The 17,917-nt window shown below is 70.8% G+C and carries 18 protein-coding genes, 2 tRNA genes and 1 pseudogene; 16 read left to right on the forward strand and 5 right to left on the reverse strand.

The annotated features are described in order from the left end of the window. Positions 1-36: 36 nt before the first annotated feature. From HCT63_RS20575 to era, 5 genes and pseudogenes are all read left to right on the forward strand, one after another. Positions 37-417 (forward strand): annotated as a pseudogene (locus HCT63_RS20575) (PhoH family protein); the annotation flags it as partial. Then, positions 395-874 (forward strand): rRNA maturation RNase YbeY, encoded by a 480-nt coding sequence (ybeY, locus tag HCT63_RS17605; protein WP_167007919.1) that lies wholly within the window; start codon positions 395-397, stop codon positions 872-874. The pseudogene HCT63_RS20575 and the gene ybeY, both read left to right, overlap by 23 nt. Next, positions 871-2,178: a hemolysin family protein gene (locus HCT63_RS17610; protein WP_167007921.1), complete on the forward strand. Its 1,308-nt coding sequence runs from the start codon at positions 871-873 to the stop codon at positions 2,176-2,178. The genes ybeY and HCT63_RS17610 overlap by 4 nt, the downstream gene beginning before the upstream one ends. 24 nt (positions 2,179-2,202) lie before the next feature. Further along, a complete protein-coding gene (locus tag HCT63_RS17615; RefSeq protein WP_167007924.1) occupies positions 2,203-2,559 on the forward strand; it encodes a cytidine deaminase in 357 nt (118 codons plus the stop codon). Beyond that, a complete protein-coding gene (gene era / locus HCT63_RS17620) occupies positions 2,556-3,473 on the forward strand; it encodes a GTPase Era (protein WP_167007927.1) in 918 nt (305 codons plus the stop codon). The genes HCT63_RS17615 and era overlap by 4 nt, the downstream gene beginning before the upstream one ends. Positions 3,474-3,481: 8 nt before the next feature. On the opposite strand, the gene HCT63_RS17625 is transcribed toward era, so the two are convergent. Continuing rightward, complete coding sequence (locus HCT63_RS17625; protein WP_167007930.1) at positions 3,482-4,393, reverse strand: septum formation family protein; 912 nt, start codon at positions 4,391-4,393, stop codon at positions 3,482-3,484. An 86-nt stretch (positions 4,394-4,479) separates the two neighbouring features. Continuing rightward, positions 4,480-4,974: a flavodoxin family protein gene (locus HCT63_RS17630; RefSeq protein ID WP_167007933.1), complete on the reverse strand. Its 495-nt coding sequence runs from the start codon at positions 4,972-4,974 to the stop codon at positions 4,480-4,482. Positions 4,975-5,160: 186 nt separating this feature from the next. Between HCT63_RS17630 and leuA the strand changes: the two genes are divergently transcribed. Beyond that, positions 5,161-6,876: a 2-isopropylmalate synthase gene (gene leuA / locus HCT63_RS17635; RefSeq protein ID WP_243843099.1), complete on the forward strand. Its 1,716-nt coding sequence runs from the start codon at positions 5,161-5,163 to the stop codon at positions 6,874-6,876. 22 nt (positions 6,877-6,898) lie between these two features. Here leuA and HCT63_RS17640 read toward each other — a convergent pair whose 3' ends face one another. From HCT63_RS17640 to HCT63_RS17650, 3 genes are all read right to left on the reverse strand, one after another. After that, positions 6,899-8,509, reverse strand: a complete 1,611-nt coding sequence (locus tag HCT63_RS17640) for an MFS transporter (RefSeq protein ID WP_167007936.1) — start codon at positions 8,507-8,509, stop codon at positions 6,899-6,901. An 81-nt stretch (positions 8,510-8,590) separates the two neighbouring features. Then, entirely contained in the window at positions 8,591-9,508 is a 918-nt protein-coding gene (gene mmuM / locus HCT63_RS17645) for a homocysteine S-methyltransferase (RefSeq protein ID WP_167007939.1), read from the reverse strand. Positions 9,509-9,536: 28 nt separating this feature from the next. Next, positions 9,537-10,142 (reverse strand): DUF305 domain-containing protein, encoded by a 606-nt coding sequence (locus HCT63_RS17650; protein WP_167007942.1) that lies wholly within the window; start codon positions 10,140-10,142, stop codon positions 9,537-9,539. A gap of 93 nt (positions 10,143-10,235) precedes the next feature. Between HCT63_RS17650 and recO the strand changes: the two genes are divergently transcribed. The 10 genes from recO to HCT63_RS17700 all read left to right on the forward strand — a co-directional run bounded on the left by recO (position 10,236) and on the right by HCT63_RS17700 (position 17,915). After that, complete coding sequence (gene recO / locus HCT63_RS17655) at positions 10,236-10,964, forward strand: DNA repair protein RecO (RefSeq protein ID WP_167007945.1); 729 nt, start codon at positions 10,236-10,238, stop codon at positions 10,962-10,964. Between the two features lie 35 nt (positions 10,965-10,999). Further along, complete coding sequence (locus tag HCT63_RS17660; protein ID WP_167007263.1) at positions 11,000-11,767, forward strand: isoprenyl transferase; 768 nt, start codon at positions 11,000-11,002, stop codon at positions 11,765-11,767. Continuing rightward, positions 11,764-12,123 (forward strand): YchJ family metal-binding protein, encoded by a 360-nt coding sequence (locus HCT63_RS17665; RefSeq protein WP_167007947.1) that lies wholly within the window; start codon positions 11,764-11,766, stop codon positions 12,121-12,123. Before HCT63_RS17660 ends, HCT63_RS17665 begins: the two co-directional genes overlap by 4 nt. 10 nt (positions 12,124-12,133) lie before the next feature. Further along, entirely contained in the window at positions 12,134-12,913 is a 780-nt protein-coding gene (locus HCT63_RS17670) for a fumarylacetoacetate hydrolase family protein (RefSeq protein ID WP_167007950.1), read from the forward strand. After that, positions 12,906-14,393, forward strand: coding sequence for a glutamate--tRNA ligase (gene gltX / locus HCT63_RS17675; RefSeq protein WP_167007953.1), 1,488 nt, complete (start codon positions 12,906-12,908; stop codon positions 14,391-14,393). Before HCT63_RS17670 ends, gltX begins: the two co-directional genes overlap by 8 nt. Positions 14,394-14,669: 276 nt before the next feature. Continuing rightward, positions 14,670-14,741 (forward strand) — tRNA-Gln (locus HCT63_RS17680). Positions 14,742-14,786: 45 nt separating this feature from the next. Beyond that, positions 14,787-14,859 (forward strand) — tRNA-Glu (locus HCT63_RS17685). A gap of 99 nt (positions 14,860-14,958) precedes the next feature. After that, positions 14,959-15,867 carry an SDR family NAD(P)-dependent oxidoreductase gene (locus HCT63_RS17690; protein WP_167007955.1) on the forward strand — a complete coding sequence of 303 codons (909 nt, stop codon included), beginning with the start codon at positions 14,959-14,961 and terminating at the stop codon, positions 15,865-15,867. A gap of 75 nt (positions 15,868-15,942) precedes the next feature. Further along, complete coding sequence (locus HCT63_RS17695; protein ID WP_167007957.1) at positions 15,943-17,439, forward strand: DNA-3-methyladenine glycosylase 2 family protein; 1,497 nt, start codon at positions 15,943-15,945, stop codon at positions 17,437-17,439. Then, positions 17,436-17,915: a methylated-DNA--[protein]-cysteine S-methyltransferase gene (locus HCT63_RS17700; RefSeq protein ID WP_167007959.1), complete on the forward strand. Its 480-nt coding sequence runs from the start codon at positions 17,436-17,438 to the stop codon at positions 17,913-17,915. The genes HCT63_RS17695 and HCT63_RS17700 overlap by 4 nt, the downstream gene beginning before the upstream one ends. Positions 17,916-17,917: the final 2 nt, after the last annotated feature.

Genomic DNA, 17,917 nt, shown 5'->3' on the forward strand with positions numbered 1-17,917 from the left:
CGGTTCATCGACTCGATCGAGCCCGCCGGTCGTGCGGAGACCGTGTGCATCGCGGTCGGTGCTCAGGACTCGCTCTACGTGACGGACGATTTCTTGGTTACGCACAACACGTTGAACGATGCGTTCATCATCCTCGACGAGGCCCAGAACACCTCGCCCGAGCAGATGAAGATGTTCCTCACCCGGCTCGGCTTCGGCTCCAAGATGGTCGTCACCGGTGACATCACCCAGATCGACCTGCCGGGTGGCACGCGCAGCGGCTTGCGGGTGGTGCGCGAGATCCTTGACGGCGTCCGGGACATCTCCTTCCAGATGCTGACCTCCGCGGACGTGGTCCGCCACAAGCTGGTCGGTCGCATCGTGGCCGCCTACGACGAGTATGAGGACGAAGGTCATGAACGTCGACGTACTCGATGAGTCCAGCTGGCGCGACGAGTCCGGCGAGCCGGTCGACGTCGAGCGCCTGACCCGCCTGTCGCGGTTCGTGATGACCGAGATGCGGCTGGCCCCGGCCACCGAGATGACGATGATCGTCGTCGATCCGGGCACGATGGCCGAGTACAACGAGAAGTGGATGGACAAGAAGGGTCCGACCGACGTCCTGTCTTTCCCGATGGACGAGCTGCGACCCGGCTCCGACGACCTCGACGCCGAGGAGGGCTATCTCGGCGACATGCTGCTGTGCCCCGCGGTCGCCGCCAAGGATGCGGCCAGCGAAGGCCTGGATCTCCGCGACCACCTCGAGCTGCTGACGGTCCACGGGATCTTGCACCTTCTGGGCTACGACCACGCCGAGCCCGAGGAGCACCGCGAGATGTTCGCCCTCCAGGACGTCGTCCTGGCCAAGTGGCGCGAGGCGGAGCCACCGCAATGACGATCGACGTCTGGCTGGTCGTCCTCGCCGTCGCTCTGGTCGGGTTGGCGGGCCTGCTCGCCAGTGTCGACGCCGCGCTCTCCACCTTCTCCAAGGCTCGCGCCGACGAGCTGGTCGCCGAGGGGCGCTCCGGTGCCACGCGGGTCGCGCGCGTCGTCCGCGACCCCGCCCCGTACATCAACACGGCGCTGCTGCTGCGCATCGTGGCCGAGACCGGCGCCGTCGTCCTCGTGGCGGTCATGTTCGCCCGTGCCATCGACGGGCTCTGGCAGCAGCTGCTGCTCGCGACGCTGGTGATGTCGGTCGTCTCGTTCGTCGCGATCGGTGTCGGCCCTCGTACGCTCGGCCGCCAGAACTCCGAGCGCGTCGGCCTGCTGTCCGCCGGGCTGCTCATCGCGATCACCCGCATCCTGGGCCCCGTCCCGCGCGTCCTCATCGCGATCGGCAACGCCCTCACCCCGGGCAAGGGCTTTCGTGAAGGCCCGTTCTCGTCCGAGGCAGAGCTGCGTGAGCTGGTCGACCTGGCTGAGCAGAGCGCGCTGATCGAGTCCGGCGAGCGGCAGATGATCCACTCCGTCTTCGAGCTCGGCGACACCGTCGTGCGCGAGGTGATGGTGCCTCGTACGGACGTCGTGTTCATCGAACGCACCAAGAAGCTGCGCCAGGCGATGTCGCTCGCGCTGCGCAGCGGCTACTCCCGCATCCCGGTGACGGGCGACAGCCTCGACGACGTCGTCGGCATGGCCTATCTCAAGGACATCACCAAGCGCGTCTTCGACAACCGTGACGCCGAGACGACCGAGCGGGTCGAGTCGGTGATGCGGCCGTGCCTGTACGTCCCCGACTCCAAGCCGGCGGCCGAGCTCCTGCGCGAGATGCAGGCACAGCGCACCCACGTGGCGATCGTCGTCGACGAGTACGGCGGCACGGCGGGCATGGTCACGATCGAGGACATCCTCGAGGAGATCGTCGGCGAGATCACCGACGAGTACGACGCGCCGCCGGAGGACATCGAGCACCTGTCGAACGGCTCCGTACGCATCAGCGCACGCTTCGACGTCGACGACCTCCAGGAGCTGTTCGGGGTCCCGATCGAGGACGACGACGTCGACTCGGTGGGCGGCCTCATGGCCAAGCACCTCGGCAAGGTCCCGATCGCGGGGAGCGAGGTGTCGCTCGACGGGCTGCGCTTCGTCGCCGAGGCCCCGCGCGGACGACGCAACCGGATCGGCACGGTCATCGTGAGCCGAGAGGCCTCCGGCGGTGATTCGGAGGAGTCGGTCGGCGCGAGCGCGTCGGGTTGAGGGTCCGCCGATACCCTGGACCTCATGGTTTCCCCACCCCTCACTGTCGACGACCCTGAGGATCGCAAGATCCTCACCCTCGCCCGCGCGACGCGGGCGCGGACCCGCGCCGCCGAGGGGGCATCCGTGCGCGACCGCGACGGTCGAACGTACGCGGCATCGACCGTCGAGCTGCCCTCGCTGAAGCTGACCGCACTCCGTCTCGCGGTCGCGATGGCCGTCTCGTCCGGAGCGACCGGCCTCGAGGCTGCGGCGCTGAGCACCGACGGTGACGGCGTGAGCGACGACGACATGGCGGCGGTCCGCGACCTCGCCGGCGCGGGTGTCCCGGTCCTGGTCGCCGACGTCCACGGCACGCCGCACTCTCGGGTGGACTCGTGAGCACGTTCCGGTCGGGCTTCGCATGCTTCGTCGGCCGTCCCAACGCCGGCAAGTCGACACTCACCAACGCGCTCGTCGGCGAGAAGGTCGCGATCACGTCCTCGCGTCCGCAGACGACCCGCCACGCGATCCGAGGGCTGGTCCACCGCCCCGAGGGTCAGCTGATCCTGATCGACACCCCGGGGCTCCACCGCCCGCGCACCCTGCTGGGGGAGCGGCTCAACGACCTCGTTCGCAGCACGTGGTCGGAGGTCGACGTGATCGGCGTGTGCCTGCCGGCCGACCAGCGGATCGGTCCTGGCGACCGTTACCTCATCGGCGAGCTCGCCAAGATCCGACGCAGGCCGATGCTGGCGCTCGCCACCAAGGCGGACAAGGTCGCGCCCGAGCGGCTCATCGAGCACCTCGCGGCGATCGCTGCGACCGGCGACGAGCTCGGCGTCGAGTGGAAGCACGTCGTCCCCGTCTCCGCGGTGTCCGGCTACCAGGTCGAGCATCTGCGTGACCTGCTGATCGCCGAGCTGCCCGAGGGGGTCCCGCTCTATCCCGACGGCCACCTCACCGACGAGCCTGAGGAGACGCTGGTCGCCGAGGTGATCCGTGAGGCGTCGCTCGAGGGCGTGCGCGACGAGCTCCCGCACTCGATCGCGGTCGTCATCGAGGAGATGGTGCCGCGCGAGGACCGACCCGAGGACAAGCCGCTGGTCGACGTGCGGGCCACGATCTTCGTCGAGCGTGACAGCCAGAAGGGCATCGTGATCGGCAAGGGCGGTTCGCGCCTGCGCCAGATCGGCACCGACTCGCGCGGACAGATCGAGCGGATCCTCGGCACCCCGGTGTTCCTGGACCTGCGGGTCAAGGTCGCCAAGGACTGGCAGCGCGATCCGAAGCAGCTGCGCCGCCTCGGCTTCTAGCCCGCGGGCTACTTCTTGGTCTTGGCGAAGCAGACGCCCCACCGCTCGCCGCGCTGCCACGCGGTGCGGCTGGGGGAGATGTAGCCGTAGTCGAACGACCCGCGGGTGTCGAGATAGCGGCGCACGCCCGCGGGGCAGCGGTCGCGCATGGTCGCCTGGACCTTCTTGGTGCCGGGGTACCTCACCTTCGCGGCGCCGAGCCGGATGGTGTCCACCCCGCGCCACTGGTGACGGGTCGAGCAGGTCACTGTGCCGCTGGCGCTGCGGATGTCACCGCGCACGCACTGCATGAAGTCGCGGCCGCGCTTGCCCTTGAGCGCGTTCTTGGTCCGAGCGGGCAGCGCAGCCAGTCGTGCGCTGTTCGCCGACAGCACGAGGTCGCACCGCATCCAGTCGGCGCCCTCGGCGGTCTGCGCTGCGCTGGGGACACCGACGACGAAGCCGAACTGCGACCGCTTCAGCGTCTTGGCGTCGGTGCCGAGCCAGCCGGCAGCGGCCCGCTCGCAGTACGGGCGGGCCGAGCGGAGGATGCGGGTGGTGTCGTACGCGGTGACAGCGGCCTTCACGGAAGCGTTCATCGGGCGTACGAGAGAGGTGACCGAGGTCGCACCTGAGCACGTGATCGGGGCGGCATCGTCGTCGCTGACGCGCAGCGCGACGTCGACCGTGCTCGGCTTGCGGCACTCGCCAGCCTTCGGTGGAGCCGCGACAGGCTCTGCGGTCGGGGTCGGTGCGGGGGTCGTCCCTGTGGCAGGCGGCAGCGAGCGTACGGGCGGGGGCGGCGCGTCGTCCGCACCGGGCGCAGCGCCGCTGATGTCGCCGGCGGAGCCGCAGGCGGTGACGAGCACCAGCGCCGCAGCGCCGACCACACCCAGCAGCGAGTTGCGGGCGCGGGTGCGGGGGCGTCGGAGAGCCGACACGGTACGTCCTCCCGGGGGGTTCGGCGGTACGACGGCAGCCAGTGTACGGGCAGGAGGTGAGGGGGCGATGGCGCCTTTGCACAGCCTTACGGGGTGAGCAGCGCCGCCAGCGTCGCACCGAGCTCGTAGGCCTGCTCCCGCTCGGGCGCACCGACGTTGCCGAGCACCTCGAGCACGGGCGCTGCCTGTGTCCATGGCAGCGCGCCCGCGATCGACTGCACCGCTCGTACGGCGCCGGTGGTGTCGTACCGGCCGTGCACCCAGAGCCCGTACGGCCTGGTCCTGCGGACTCCGTCCTTCGTGCCCGCTGCGGAGCCGTCCTCGCTCAGCGCACCGCCGGCCTCGAGGAAGATCGTGTCGAAAAAGTGCTTGAGAGCTCCGCTCATATAGCCGAAGTTCGCGGTGGTGCCGAAGAGGTACCCGTCGGCCGCCAGCACGTCGCCGGCCCGGGCCTCCAGCGCCGGGAGGACGACCACCTCGACACCCTCGAGCGCAGGATCGTGCGCGCCTGCCACCGCGGCGTCCGTGAGCGACTGGACGGTCGGTGTCGGCGAGTGGTGGACGATCAGCAGGGTGGACATCTCGCGAGACTAGCGCCGTCGTGGGCTATGCTGACGCCAGCCATGTACATCGCGCGCCTCCTCCTTCGGTGCCGCGGCGAGGGTTCGCACTAGGTCGGACCCCCTCGTCGCGGCGTTCGTCATGGCCGGCCGTCGCCGCACCGCGGCGCTTCTCATCTCAGACGAGCCCCGAACGAGGACATCACCATGGCCATCTCCCCTCAGCAGCCCAGCGGTATGCCATACCAGCGCTACCCGACCTTCCCTGCGATCGACCTGCCCGACCGCACCTGGCCGTCGAAGACGATCACCGAGACCCCTCGCTGGCTCTCGACCGACCTGCGTGACGGCAACCAGGCCCTGATCGACCCGATGACGCCCGCCCGCAAGCGCCGCATGTTCGACATGCTCGTACGGATGGGCTACAAGGAGATCGAGGTCGGCTTCCCGAGCGCGAGCGAGACCGACTTCGCCTTCGTCCGTCACCTGATCGAGGACGACCTGATCCCCGACGACGTGACGATCTCCGTCCTGACGCAGGCCCGCGAGGACCTGATCGACCGTACGGCGCAATCCCTGGTTGGCGCCAAGAACGGCAGCATCCACCTCTACAACGCCGTCGCCCCTCTCTTCAGGCGCGTCGTCTTCGGCGTGGACCGCAACGAGTGCCGGGCGATCGCTGTCCGAGGCACCGAGCTGGTGATGAAGTACGCCGAGGAGTACCTGCAGGGCACCGACTTCGGCTACCAGTACTCGCCGGAGATCTTCACCGGCGCCGAGCTCGACTTCTCGATCGAGGTCTGCGAGGCGGTGATGGACGTCTGGCAGCCTGAGGACGGCCGCGAGATCATCCTCAACCTGCCGGCGACTGTCGAGATGGCGACGCCCAACACCTACGCCGACCAGATCGAGTATTTCGGCCGGCACGTTTCGCGCCGCGAGAACGTCGCGATCTCGCTGCACCCGCACAACGACCGCGGTACCGCCGTGGCCGCGACCGAGCTGGCGATGATGGCCGGCGCCGACCGCGTCGAGGGCTGCCTGTTCGGTCACGGCGAGCGCACCGGCAACGTCGACCTGGTGACGCTGGGCATGAACCTCTTCAGCCAGGGCATCGACCCGCAGATCGACTTCTCCGACATCGACGAGGTACGCCGCACCGTCGAGTACTGCACCGGTCTGCCGGTCCACCCGCGCCACCCGTACGCGGGCGACCTGGTCTACACCGCCTTTTCGGGCTCGCACCAGGACGCGATCAAGAAGGGTCTGGAGGACCTCGACCGCCAGGCGGCCGAGCGCGGCATCCCCGTGTCGGAGATGCCGTGGGAGGCCCCGTACCTGCCGATCGACCCGCACGACGTCGGCCGCTCGTACGAGGCGGTGATCCGCGTGAACAGCCAGTCCGGCAAGGGCGGCGTCGCGTACATCATGAAGTCCGAGCACAAGATGGACCTGCCCCGTCGGCTCCAGATCGAGTTCAGCCGCGTCGTCCAGTCGATGACCGAGGGTGAGGCCGGCGAGATGTCGGTCGACGAGATCTGGAAGGCGTTCTCCGCGGAGTACCTCGAGCGGACGGCACCGTACGCGCTCGAGGCGTTCCGCTCGTCGACGATCCAGGACGGGCTGGACGAGCTCGTCGTGGACGTCCGGGTCGGTGAGACCGTCCAGTCGATCAAGGGCGAGGGCAACGGCCCGGTCGCCGCGTTCGTCGACGCCATCGCGTCGGTCAACGGAGACATCCGGGTGCTCGACTACGCCGAGCACGCGCTGTCCTCCGGCGGCGACGCGGCCGCGGCGGCGTACGTCGAGTGCGAGATCGGTGACCAGATCGTCTGGGGGGTCGGGGTCGACCCGAGCATCGTGACGGCCTCGCTCAAGGCGGTCGTGTCCGCCGCCAACCGCGCTGCGGCGACCCGCGTCTGACGCCGTTCCGCCGGCAGGTGCGCTAGGACCGCGCCGGCCGGCGGGTACGGGCGGGGGTACGCCCCGCGCCGCCACTGCGGCTCGACGTCGTGTCCGAGGGCAGCGCCAGCGTGGCCGCCAGGCCGCCCACGAGGATGAGGGCGGCGACCGCGGTGGTGACCTTGCTGGCGGTGATCAGCGACGCCTGTGCGACCTCGCCCACCTCGGCCGTCGCAGGGTCCTCGAGGAGCTCCGGGATCGCTGCCCCGACGCTGTCGCGGACGAGCGAGACGGCCGCGTCCTGATCGGGCCCCGGCATGTCCGTCCGCGCGAGCTCGTCGGCCGTCTGCGCGGCGAGGGTCGAGATCAGCAGGCCGCCGAGGACAGCGATGCCGAGCGCGGAGCCGAGCTGGCGGACCGTCGTCAGGAACCCGGAGGCCTGTCCGCTCGAGCCGACCGGGATGTCGACGAGGATGGCGCTGGTCAGCTGCGCGGTCGCCATGCCCACGCCGATGCCGTACAGGAACAGCAGGGCCGCGATCGCGGGTCCGCTGACGTCGGTGCTGATGACGAGAGCGGTCCCTGCGATCGCCACGACCTCGAGGGCCAGGCCGATCCGGATGACGGCGCGCTGCCCGAGACGGTTGGTGAGCGGAGGGGTAGCCCCGGAGGCGAGGAAGGTGCCGACCGCCAGCCACAGGACGAGGACTCCGGTGCCGAGCGGGGTGTAACCGAGGGCACCCTGCAGCAGCAGTGGGAGGGTGAAGATGAGGCCGATCTCGCCGAGCGCGACGACCATGGCGGCGATCGACCCATACCGCAGTGAGCGGAAGCGCATCAGGCCGAGATCGACCAGCGTGACTGCGCCGGCACGTGCGCGGCGCGCCTCGACGACGACGAACGCGACCAGGAGCAGCACGCCCAGCGCGAGCGAGAACGGGACGGGGGAGAGGGCGCCGGACTCCTGACGCCACCAGCCGTAGTACTGGCCCTCGATGAGGCCGAACACGACTCCGCCGAGGCCGAGCGTCGAGAGGAGCAGGCCGGGCAGGTCCGTGCCGGGGCGGATGTCGTCGTCGCGGGTCTCGTCGAGGACCTTGACGATGCCGACGAGCGCGAGCAGGCCGAACGGCACGTTGATCCAGAACGCCCACCGCCACGTCGACTCAGTCGCGAGCCATCCACCGATGAGCGGACCGACTGCGACCATGCCGCCGACGGTCGAGCCCCAGATCGCGAACGCGATCCCGCGGGCACGGCCCTGGAACGTCGCGTTGAGGGTCGACAGGGTGGCGGGCACGATCATGGCGGCGCCTAGGCCCTGCACGAACCGGGCGGCGATGAGCATCTCCTGGTTCTGCGCCGCCCCGGCACTGAGGCTGGCGACCATGAACAGCACCAGGCCGGCCGCGTACACCCGGCGGCGACCGATCCGGTCGCCCAGGCGGCCGGCTGCGAGCAGGAGCGAGGCGAGCATCAGGAGATAGATCGCGTTCATCCACTGCGCGCCGGCAGCGGTCAGCCCGAGGTCGTCGATGATCACCGGGACCGAGACGTTGACGATGGTCATGTCCATCACGACGAGCGAGACGCCCAGCGAGAGCGTCAGCATCGCGAGCCACTGGCGCTGCGTGATCGGGGTGTCGTCGCTCATGAGGCTCCTCTGCTCGGGCGCAGGGGCGCCGCTGGATCGCTGGATCGTAACAGCGTTCCGTCCCTGCGGAGGAGGGTTGAGTCAGACGCGGGTCGCGGCGATCTCCGCCACGTCGGCGGGTGTCGTACGGCAGCAGCCCCCGACGAGGTTGGCGCCGGCGTCGCGCCACCGGCCCACCCACGTAGCCCACGAACCACGGGCGGTGGTGCCGGTCCATCGCCGCGCGGCAGCGTCCCACACCTCGCCCGAGTTCGGGTAGACCGCGATCGGCAGGTCGGTGACGGCGGCGATGCGGTCCACGAGTGGGGCGATGTGCTCCAGCGGCGTGCAGTTGATCCCGACGGCGGCAACACCGTGGTCGGCGACCAGGCGCACGACCTCAGCGACGGGCGTCCCGTCGCTGAGGTGCGCATCGTCGCGTGCGCTGAACGTCACCCAGGCGGGCACGTTCACGTCGTCGAGCAGGTCGGCGAGCGCCGCGGCCTCGAGGGCGGAAGGGATCGTCTCGCACGCCAGCACGTCCGGACCGGCGTCGGCGAGCAGGTGCAGGCGCTCACGATGGAAGTCGCGGAGCGCCGGCACGTCGAGACCGTAGTCGCCTCGGTACTCCGAGCCGTCGGCCAGCGCGGCGCCGTACGGGCCGACGGACGCGGCGACCAGAGGACGCCGGCCGGGGTTCTCCTGCACGTAGGCATCGCGGGTCTGGCGCGCGAGAGTCACCGCGGACCGGATCAGGCGCTCGGCCTCGTCGGCGGGCAGGCCGAGCCGCTCGAAGCCACCGACCGTCGCCTGATAGCTCGCCGTGATGATCACGTCCGCGCCGGCCTCCAGGTAGTCGCGGTGGACCTGCGCGATCAAGGCGGGGTCGTCGCGCAGCAGCGACGCGGACCACAGGGCCGACGAGAGGTCTGCGCCGTGCCGCTCGAGCTCGGTCGCGAGTGCGCCGTCGAGCACGACGAGTCGGTCGCGGTCGGCCCACGTGTCGCGGAGCGTAGTCATCGGCTCACGCTAGCGCGCTCCCCGCGGGTCATCGGTCGAGCAAGTCCTGCATCTCGTCGACCTCCGCGCGTTGCGTGTCGGAGATCTGCTGCGCGAGGGTGGCGACCTTAGGGTCGCTGCCGGTGCTGAGCACGTCCTCCGCCATCGTGATCGCTCCCTCGTGGTGGGCGATCATCTGGCGCAGGAACTCCTCGTCGAACGCCGCGCCCTGGAGCGCCGCGAGCCGGGTCAGGTCCTCGGGCGACATCATGCCCTCCGCGTCACCGTGGCCGGCGTGGTCGTCGCCCTCCTCGGACGGCACGGGCTCGTCCCACTTCTCGAGCCAGGCGGTCATCGTCGCGATCTCGGGATCCTGTGCCGCGCTGATGCGCGCGGCGAGGGCCGTCACCTCGGCACCGGCACGCGTCGGGGCGAGCGAGGCCATCTCGAGGGCCTGGCGGTGGTGGGGGATCATCTGCTGGGCGAACGTGACGTCCGCCGCCGCGCGATCCGCGGACGTCGAGGAGGAGCCGTGCTCGCCGTGCCCGTCGGCACCAGCGCCGTCTTCGCCCGCACCGCAGGCCGAGATGCCGAGGCCGAGCGCGAGAGCGGACACGAGAGCGGCGGCACGTCGCCGTGCGGTGTACGTGATCATGAAGGCAACATACCCCTAGGGGGTACAGGTATCAACCCTTGGTCCCGGCGAGGCCTCCACCCCGTACGACGAACGGCCCGGCAGAATGGTGCCGTGGTGTTGTACCGAGACGAGGCCGTCGTCCTCCGTACCCAGAAGCTGGGTGAGGCGGACCGTATCGTCACGCTCCTGACCCGACACCACGGCCGTGTCCGTGCCGTCGCGAAGGGGGTCCGCCGGACGAGCTCACGTTTCGGCTCGCGCGTCGAGCCGTTCATGCATGTCGACCTCCAGCTCGCCGAAGGCCGCACGCTCGACGTCATCACGCAGGTCGAGACCCTCGACGCGTACGCCGGCCGGCTCGGCAACGACTACGGCGCCTACACGTGCGGCACGTCGATGCTCGAGTCCGCCGACCGGCTCGTCGGCGAGGACGGGCACCCCGCGGCCCAGCAGTACCTCCTCCTCGTCGGAGCCCTGCGGGCGCTCGCGGAGCGTCGCCACCCCAGCGGGCTGATCCTCGACTCGTTCCTGCTCCGGTCGCTGGCGATCGCCGGCTATGCCCCGAGCTTCGACGCGTGCGCCCGCTGCGGCGTGGGCGGCCCTCACCGCGCGTTCAACTCCGGTGCCGGCGGCATGCTCTGCACCGACTGTCGGCTCCCCGGCTCGGCCAACCCGGCGCCGGACACCGTCGCGCTGCTCGCCGCCCTGCTCAGCGGTCTGTGGCCGCAGGCCGAGGCGGCGGGGGAGCGCGCGACACGCGAGGCGAGCAGCCTCGTCGCGACGTACCTCCAGTGGCACCTCGAGCGCAGCCTGCGCTCGCTGGACTACGTCGACCGCTGACCCCGGTCCCGATCGAGGCGAGAGACAATGGCCTCGTGACGCGCACTCCCGTACGACGCCCGACGCCGCACCCCTCCGGCGCCACCGCCCCCGACATCCCGCTCGACCAGGTCCCGAAGCACGTCGCGATCGTGATGGACGGCAACGGACGCTGGGCCAAGGAGCGTGGGCTTCCCCGTACGGCGGGTCACGAGGCCGGCGAGTCCTCGCTGTTCGACGTCGTCGAGGGGGGCATTGAAGTCGGCGTGAAGTGGATCTCCGCGTACGCCTTCTCGACCGAGAACTGGAAGCGTTCGCCGGACGAGGTCCGCTTCCTCATGGGCTTCAACCGCGACGTCATCCGCCGTCGCCGCGACGAGATGCACGAGCTCGGCGTCCGCGTGCGCTGGGCGGGGCGGCGTCCGCGCCTGTGGGGCAGCGTCATCAAGGAGCTCGAGATCGCCGAGGAGCTCACGAAGGACAACGACGTGCTGACGCTCACGATGTGCGTCAACTACGGCGGCCGGGCCGAGATCGCCGATGCTGCTGCGGCGCTCGCTCGCGATGTGGCGGCAGGGCGGGTCAAGCCGGGCAAGATCGACGAGGACCTGTTCGCGCGCTACCTCGACGAGCCGGACATGCCTGACGTCGACCTGTTCTGGCGCACCTCGGGCGAGCAGCGCACGAGCAACTTCCTCCCGTGGCAGGCGGCGTACGCCGAGATGGTGTTCTCCGACATCGCCTGGCCCGACGTCGATCGGCGCGCGCTGTGGGAGGCGATCGAGGAGTACGCCCGCCGCCACCGCCGCTACGGCTCGGCATGAGCCTCTTCGTGTCTGCGTGCCCGTGCGGCTCCGCCGAGCCGTACGACGCGTGCTGCGGGCCGCTGCACCGCGGCGAGCGGCAGGCGGCCACCCCCGAGGAGCTCATGCGCGCGCGCTACGCGGCGTACGCCGTCGACGCTCGCGACTACGTCTTCCGTACGTGGCACCCGCGGACCCGCCCCGACGACGTCCCGTCGACCCCGGGCCTGACGTGGGAGGGGCTCGAGATCCTGGACGCCGCCGGCGACGAGGTCGAGTTCGTCGCGCACTACCGCACGGCCGACGGGCCGGGCGCCCTGCACGAGCGCAGCCGCTTCGAGCAGCGCGCGGGGCGCTGGTTCTACGTCGACGGATAGGCTGAACCTCGTGCGTATCGCGAGATTCACGACTGACGAAGACCCCCGGTTCGGCGTCATCGGCGAGGCCGACGGCGTCTCGGTGATCGCGGTGATCACCGGCGACCCCCTCTATGCAGGAATCCAGCTCACGGGCGAGAAGATCCCCGTGGACGACGTGCGGCTCCTGGCACCGGTGCTGCCACGCAGCAAGGTGCTCGGCATCGGCCGCAACTACGCCGCACACGCGGCGGAGCTCGGCAACGAGGTGCCGTCCGAGCCGCTGGTCTTCCTCAAGCCCAACACGAGCGTGGTCGGGCCTGGCGACCCGATCCTCTATCCCGACTTCACCGACGATCTCCAGTACGAGGGCGAGCTCGCCGTCGTGATCGGCAGGATCTGCAAGGACGTCCCCGTCGAGGACGCCGCGAAGGTGATCCACGGCTACACCATCGCCAACGACGTGACCGCGCGGGACCTGCAGCGGACCGACGGTCAGTGGACCCGCGCCAAGGGCTCGGACGGCTTCTGCCCGCTCGGGCCGTGGATCGAGACCGACCTCGACGTCGCCGACCTGCAGATCACCACGACCGTCGGGGACCGTGTTGTCCAGGACGGCAGCACGGGCCAGATGATCTTCAAGGTCCCCGAGCTCATCGCGTACGTCTCTGGCTTCATGACGCTGCTCCCGGGCGACGTCATCCTCACCGGCACCCCCGAGGGTGTCGGGCCCATGAACCCTGGTGACGAGGTCAGCGTCACCGTTGAGGGCATCGGAACCCTGACCAACAAGGTGGTATCCCGTGACTGAGTCCAACCGCGCTGTCCGCGTGCGCTTCTGCCCGTCCCCGACGGGCAACCTGCACGTCGGCAACGTACGGACCGCACTGTTCAACTGGGCGTACGCCCGCCACAACGGCGGCCGCTTCGTCTTCCGCGTCGAGGACACCGACGCCGCGCGCGACTCGGAGGAGTCCTACCAGGGGCTCCTCGACTCGCTGCGGTGGCTTGGTCTCGACTGGGACGAGGGGCCGGAGGTCGGTGGCGACTTCGGTCCGTACCGGCAGTCCGAGCGCATGGGCCGTTACGCCCAGGTCGCCGACAAGCTGGTCGAGGCCGGCTACGCCTACCTCGCGTACGACACGCCGGAGGAGCTCGAGCAGCGACGCGAGCAGGCGCGTGCCGAGGGCCGTTCGAGCGGCTACGACGGCCTGCACCGTGACCTGACGGACGAGCAGCGTGCCGCGTACGAGGCGGAGGGGCGCAAGCCCGTCATCCGCTTCCGCATGCCCGACGAGGCGATCACGTTCACGGACCTGGTCCGTGGCGAGGTGACGTTCGAGCCGGAGCACGTGTCCGACTACGTCATCGTGCGCGCCAACGGCCAGCCGCTCTACACGCTGACCAATCCTGTCGACGACGCGGCGATGGGCATCACCCACGTGCTGCGCGGCGAGGACCTGCTCAGCTCGACGCCGCGCCAGATCCCGCTGCACCGCGCGCTGGTCGCGCTCGGGATCGGCGAGGGCGTCGTGCCGGAGTATGGGCACCTGCCGTTCGTGATGGGCCCGGGCAACCGCAAGCTGTCCAAGCGCGACCCCGGCGGCGGCCTCGACGAGTACAAGCAGAAGGGCTTCCTGCCCGAGGGTCTGCTCAACTACCTCGCGCTGCTCGGCTGGTCGATCGGCGGCGACCGTGAGGTCTTCTCGCTGGAGGAGATGGCCGAGGCGTTCGAGATCTCCCGCGTCAACCCGAACCCCGCGCAGTTCGACCCGAAGAAGTGTGAGGCGATCAACGCCCAGCACATCCGCGAGCTGCCGGTCGAGGAGCTGGCGTCGCGGCTCGTCCCGTACCTCACGGAGGCGGGCCTTCTCAGCCAGATGCCGTCCGACCAGGAGCTGGGGCTGCTGGCCGCGGCCACGCCGCTGGTCAACGAGCGCATCACGGTGCTGAGCGAAGCCGTGGAGATGCTGGCGTTCCTGTTCGTCAGCGAAGACGACTTCCGGGTCGATCCCGACGACGCGGCCAAGGTGCTCACCGAGGACGGCCTCACGGTCGTCCGCGCCGCTCGCGAGGCGCTGGCGCCGCTGGAGTCGTTCGACACGGCCTCGATCGAGGCGGCGCTGCGTGCGGCGCTCGTCGACGGCCTGGGGCTCAAGCCTCGCCACGCGTTCGGCCCCGTACGCGTGGCCGTCTCGGGGCGCCGGGTGTCGCCGCCGCTGTTCGAGTCGATCGAGCTGCTCGGCAAGGCGCGCACGCTGACCCGCCTCGACAGGGCGCTCGAGGCCTGAGTCGGTCGAAGCATGCGGCCCCGACGTGAGAATCCTCACGTCGGGGCCGTTCTCGTTGCCGACGAACCCGAGTCGAGCCCGCCGCGTCGGTCGCTGGGTGGTCACGTGGTGGCCGTGGGTGACACGGCATCGACGACGTGCGCGGGGTCTGCGGAGAGCGCAAAGCCATGGTGACCTGGGAAGATGTTCTGGAGGAGACCCCGGATTTGGGGAGCGCGAACCCGTCCGGTAATGTTCTTCTCGGTTCGGGGCCGCAACGGGCTCGGGCCAAAGCCATGGGGTATGGGGTAATTGGCAGCCCGTCGGTTTCTGGCACCGTTAGTCTAGGTTCGAGTCCTAGTACCCCAGCGAAGGAACGCTCCGGAGCATCCGGTAGGGTTCTTTCATCACCACGGCCCCGTTGTGTAGCGGCCTAGCACGCCGCCCTCTCAAGGCGGTAGCGCGGGTTCGAATCCCGTCGGGGCTACAACAGGCGCCCGAGTCCTCAGGACTCGGGCGCCTTGGTGTTTACGGGGGTCCGTCCGTGGCGATAGCGTGAGCCTCGGGCGAGGGACCAGGGGGAGCCATGCCGACGATCGTGATGACCGGCGGCTCCTCGGGCTTCGGTGCGGTCGCGGCCGAGCGCCTCGTACGGTCGGGCGACGTGCGACTCGTCGTCGGTGCCCGTGGCGATGCCCCGTACGGGGAGGCCCTGCCGCTCGACCTCGCTCGCCTCGACGCGGTGCGGGGGTTCGCCTTCGCGGTGGATGAGCTGCTGGGCGACGCGCCGATCGACGCGCTCGTCCTCAACGCGGGAGGGATCCGGCGGGACGTCGACGGTCGGACCGAGGACGGGTACGAGACGACGTTCGCGGTGAACCACCTGGCCCACTACCTGCTGCTGCGACGCCTGGCGCCCCGTCTGGCCGACGGCGCGGCCGTCGTCCTGACCACGAGCGGGACGCACGATCCTGCGACCGGCGCGGGCCTGCGAGCACCCCGCCATGCCGACGCCGAGCTCCTTGCCGACCCGGCACGTGACCCTGGGACGGAGGACCGCCCGCGCAAGGCGGCCGAGCACGCCTACACGGCGTCGAAGCTGTGCGTGGTGCTCACCGTCAGAGCGCTGTCCGAGCGCGCTGACATCCGCAGCCGCCGGATGGCGGCGGTGGCGTTCTGCCCGGGCCAGGTCTTCGGGACCGGGCTCGCCAGGAACCTCCCCGCCCCGATGCGTGCCGCGTGGTCCGTGATGGCCGGGCCGGTGCTCGGGCCGCCCCTGCGCGCGCTCAACGCCACCCACAACACCCGCGATGCCGCAGGCGGAGCGCTCGCCGACCTCGCGCTGCGGCGTACGCGCCCGCCGGACGGCCGCACGTACGCCGCGCTGCGACGCGGGCGAGTCACGTGGCCGGAACCGTCGGAGCGTGCGCGTGATCTCGCGACCGCGCGAGCACTGTGGTCCGACAGCGCCCAGATGGTTGGCGTGATGGACTGATCGGGTGTACGGGCCGGCCACGGCGACGTCCGATTCCCGCTAGTTCCTGTCGGTGCGGCCAGGCATGCTGGGGGCATGAGGATCGACGAGGACCGCTGCTACCGGGCAGTGAGCGCAAAGGACGCCAGGTTCGACGGCGTCTTCTACACGGCGGTGACGAGCACCGGCATCTACTGCCGTCCGTCCTGCCCGGCGCGGACCCCGAAGCGCGAGAACGTGCGCTTCTACGCGACGGCGGCCGCGGCCCACGACGCCGGCTTCCGGGCCTGCCGCAGGTGCCGCCCTGACGCGGCGCCGGGGTCGCCCGAGTGGGACGTCCGTGCCGACACCGTCGGGCGGGCGATGCGCCTCATCCGCGACGGCGTCGTCGAGAGTCACGGCGTGCCCGGTCTCGCCGACAGGCTCGGCTACAGCACCCGGCACGTGCACCGGATCCTCGTGGACGAGGTCGGCGCCGGACCCCTCGCGCTCGCACGGAGCAACCGCGCCCACCACGCGCGCATCCTGCTGGAGACCACCGCCGTCCCCGTGACGGACGTGGCGTTCGCCTCCGGATTCGCGTCCGTGCGGCAGTTCAACGACACCCTCCGCACGGTCTACGACGCCACCCCGACCGCCCTGCGCGACGCAGCGCACCGACGCACCGCTCGCGCCCGGCCGGCCGCGTCGACCTCCGGGCGGATCACGTTGCGCCTCGCGGTGCGTGCCCCCTTCGCGTACGACCGAATCCTCGGGTTTCTCGAGACGCGCGCCGTCCCCGGCATCGAGACCGTGCGTGACGGCACCTACGCCCGCACGCTGCGTCTCCCGCACGGTCCGGGCGTCGTCGCCCTCACGCCGGCCGCCGACCACGTCACCTGTGCGCTCGAGCTCAGCGACCTGCGCGACACGATGACCGCCGTCACGCGCTGCCGCAGCCTGCTCGACCTCGATGCCGACCCGGTGGCGATCGACGAGGTCCTCGGCGCCGACGCCTCCCTCGGTGACGCCGTCCGCGCCGTCCCCGGCACCCGCGTGCCGGGCCACGTCGACGGCTACGAGCTCGTCGTCCGGGCGGTCGTCGGACAGCAGGTGTCGGTCGCCGGGGCGCGGACGACCCTCGGGCGGATCGTGCGCGACCACGGGTCGGCCCTCGATCCTCAGGCGCACCCGCTCGCGGCGGCGTACACCCTGACGCACGTCTTCCCCGAGCCGGACGCGCTGGCCGCCGTCGATCCTGCATCGCTCGGGATGCCGCGCTCACGCGGCGCGACGGTCGCCGGGGTCTCGGACGCGGTCGCCGTCGGCAAGCTCGAGATCTGCCCGAGCGCCGACCGCGCAGCCCTGCGCGAGGAGCTGCTGGCGCTGCGAGGCGTCGGCCCGTGGACCGCCGACTACGTCCTCATGCGTGCGACCCGCGATCCCGACGTCCTGCTCGCGACCGACCTCGTGATCCGGCGCCGGCTCGATGCCCTCGGGCTCGCGCCGACCCGTACGGTCGACCCGACCGCCGCCTGGAGCCCGTGGCGCTCGTACGCCGCGATGCATCTCTGGAACCTTCCCGACACCCGACCGACCGAGAGGCAGCCATGACTGTCACGAACACCGCGTACGTCGACACCACGATCGGCGGCCTGCGCGTCCACAGCGACGGCGCTGCCGTCGTGGCGATCGACTTCGATGCCGAGCCCGAGGAGCCGGACACGACGGGTGACCCCGTCCTCGAGGCGGCCGTGACCCAGCTCCGCGAGTACTTCGCCGGCGAGCGTACGGACTTCGACCTCCCGCTCGGCCCTCGCAAGGGCTCGGCGTTCCAGCGCGCTGTCTGGAAGGAGCTCGCCGCGATCCCGTTCGGCGAGACCGCGACGTACGGGGAGATCGCGGCGCGGCTCGAGCTCGGCCCGTTCGGGGCTCGGGCGGTCGGGTCCGCGAACGCGTCCAACCCGATCCCCGTGGTCGTCCCGTGCCACCGCGTCGTCGGCGCCAACGGCACGCTCACCGGCTATGCAGGCGGGCTCCACCGCAAGCAGACCCTGCTCGACCTCGAGCGAGGCCCGGGGCTGTTCTGACC

Source organism: Mumia sp. ZJ430, assembly GCF_011751845.1.
GTDB lineage: Bacteria > Actinomycetota > Actinomycetes > Propionibacteriales > Nocardioidaceae > Mumia.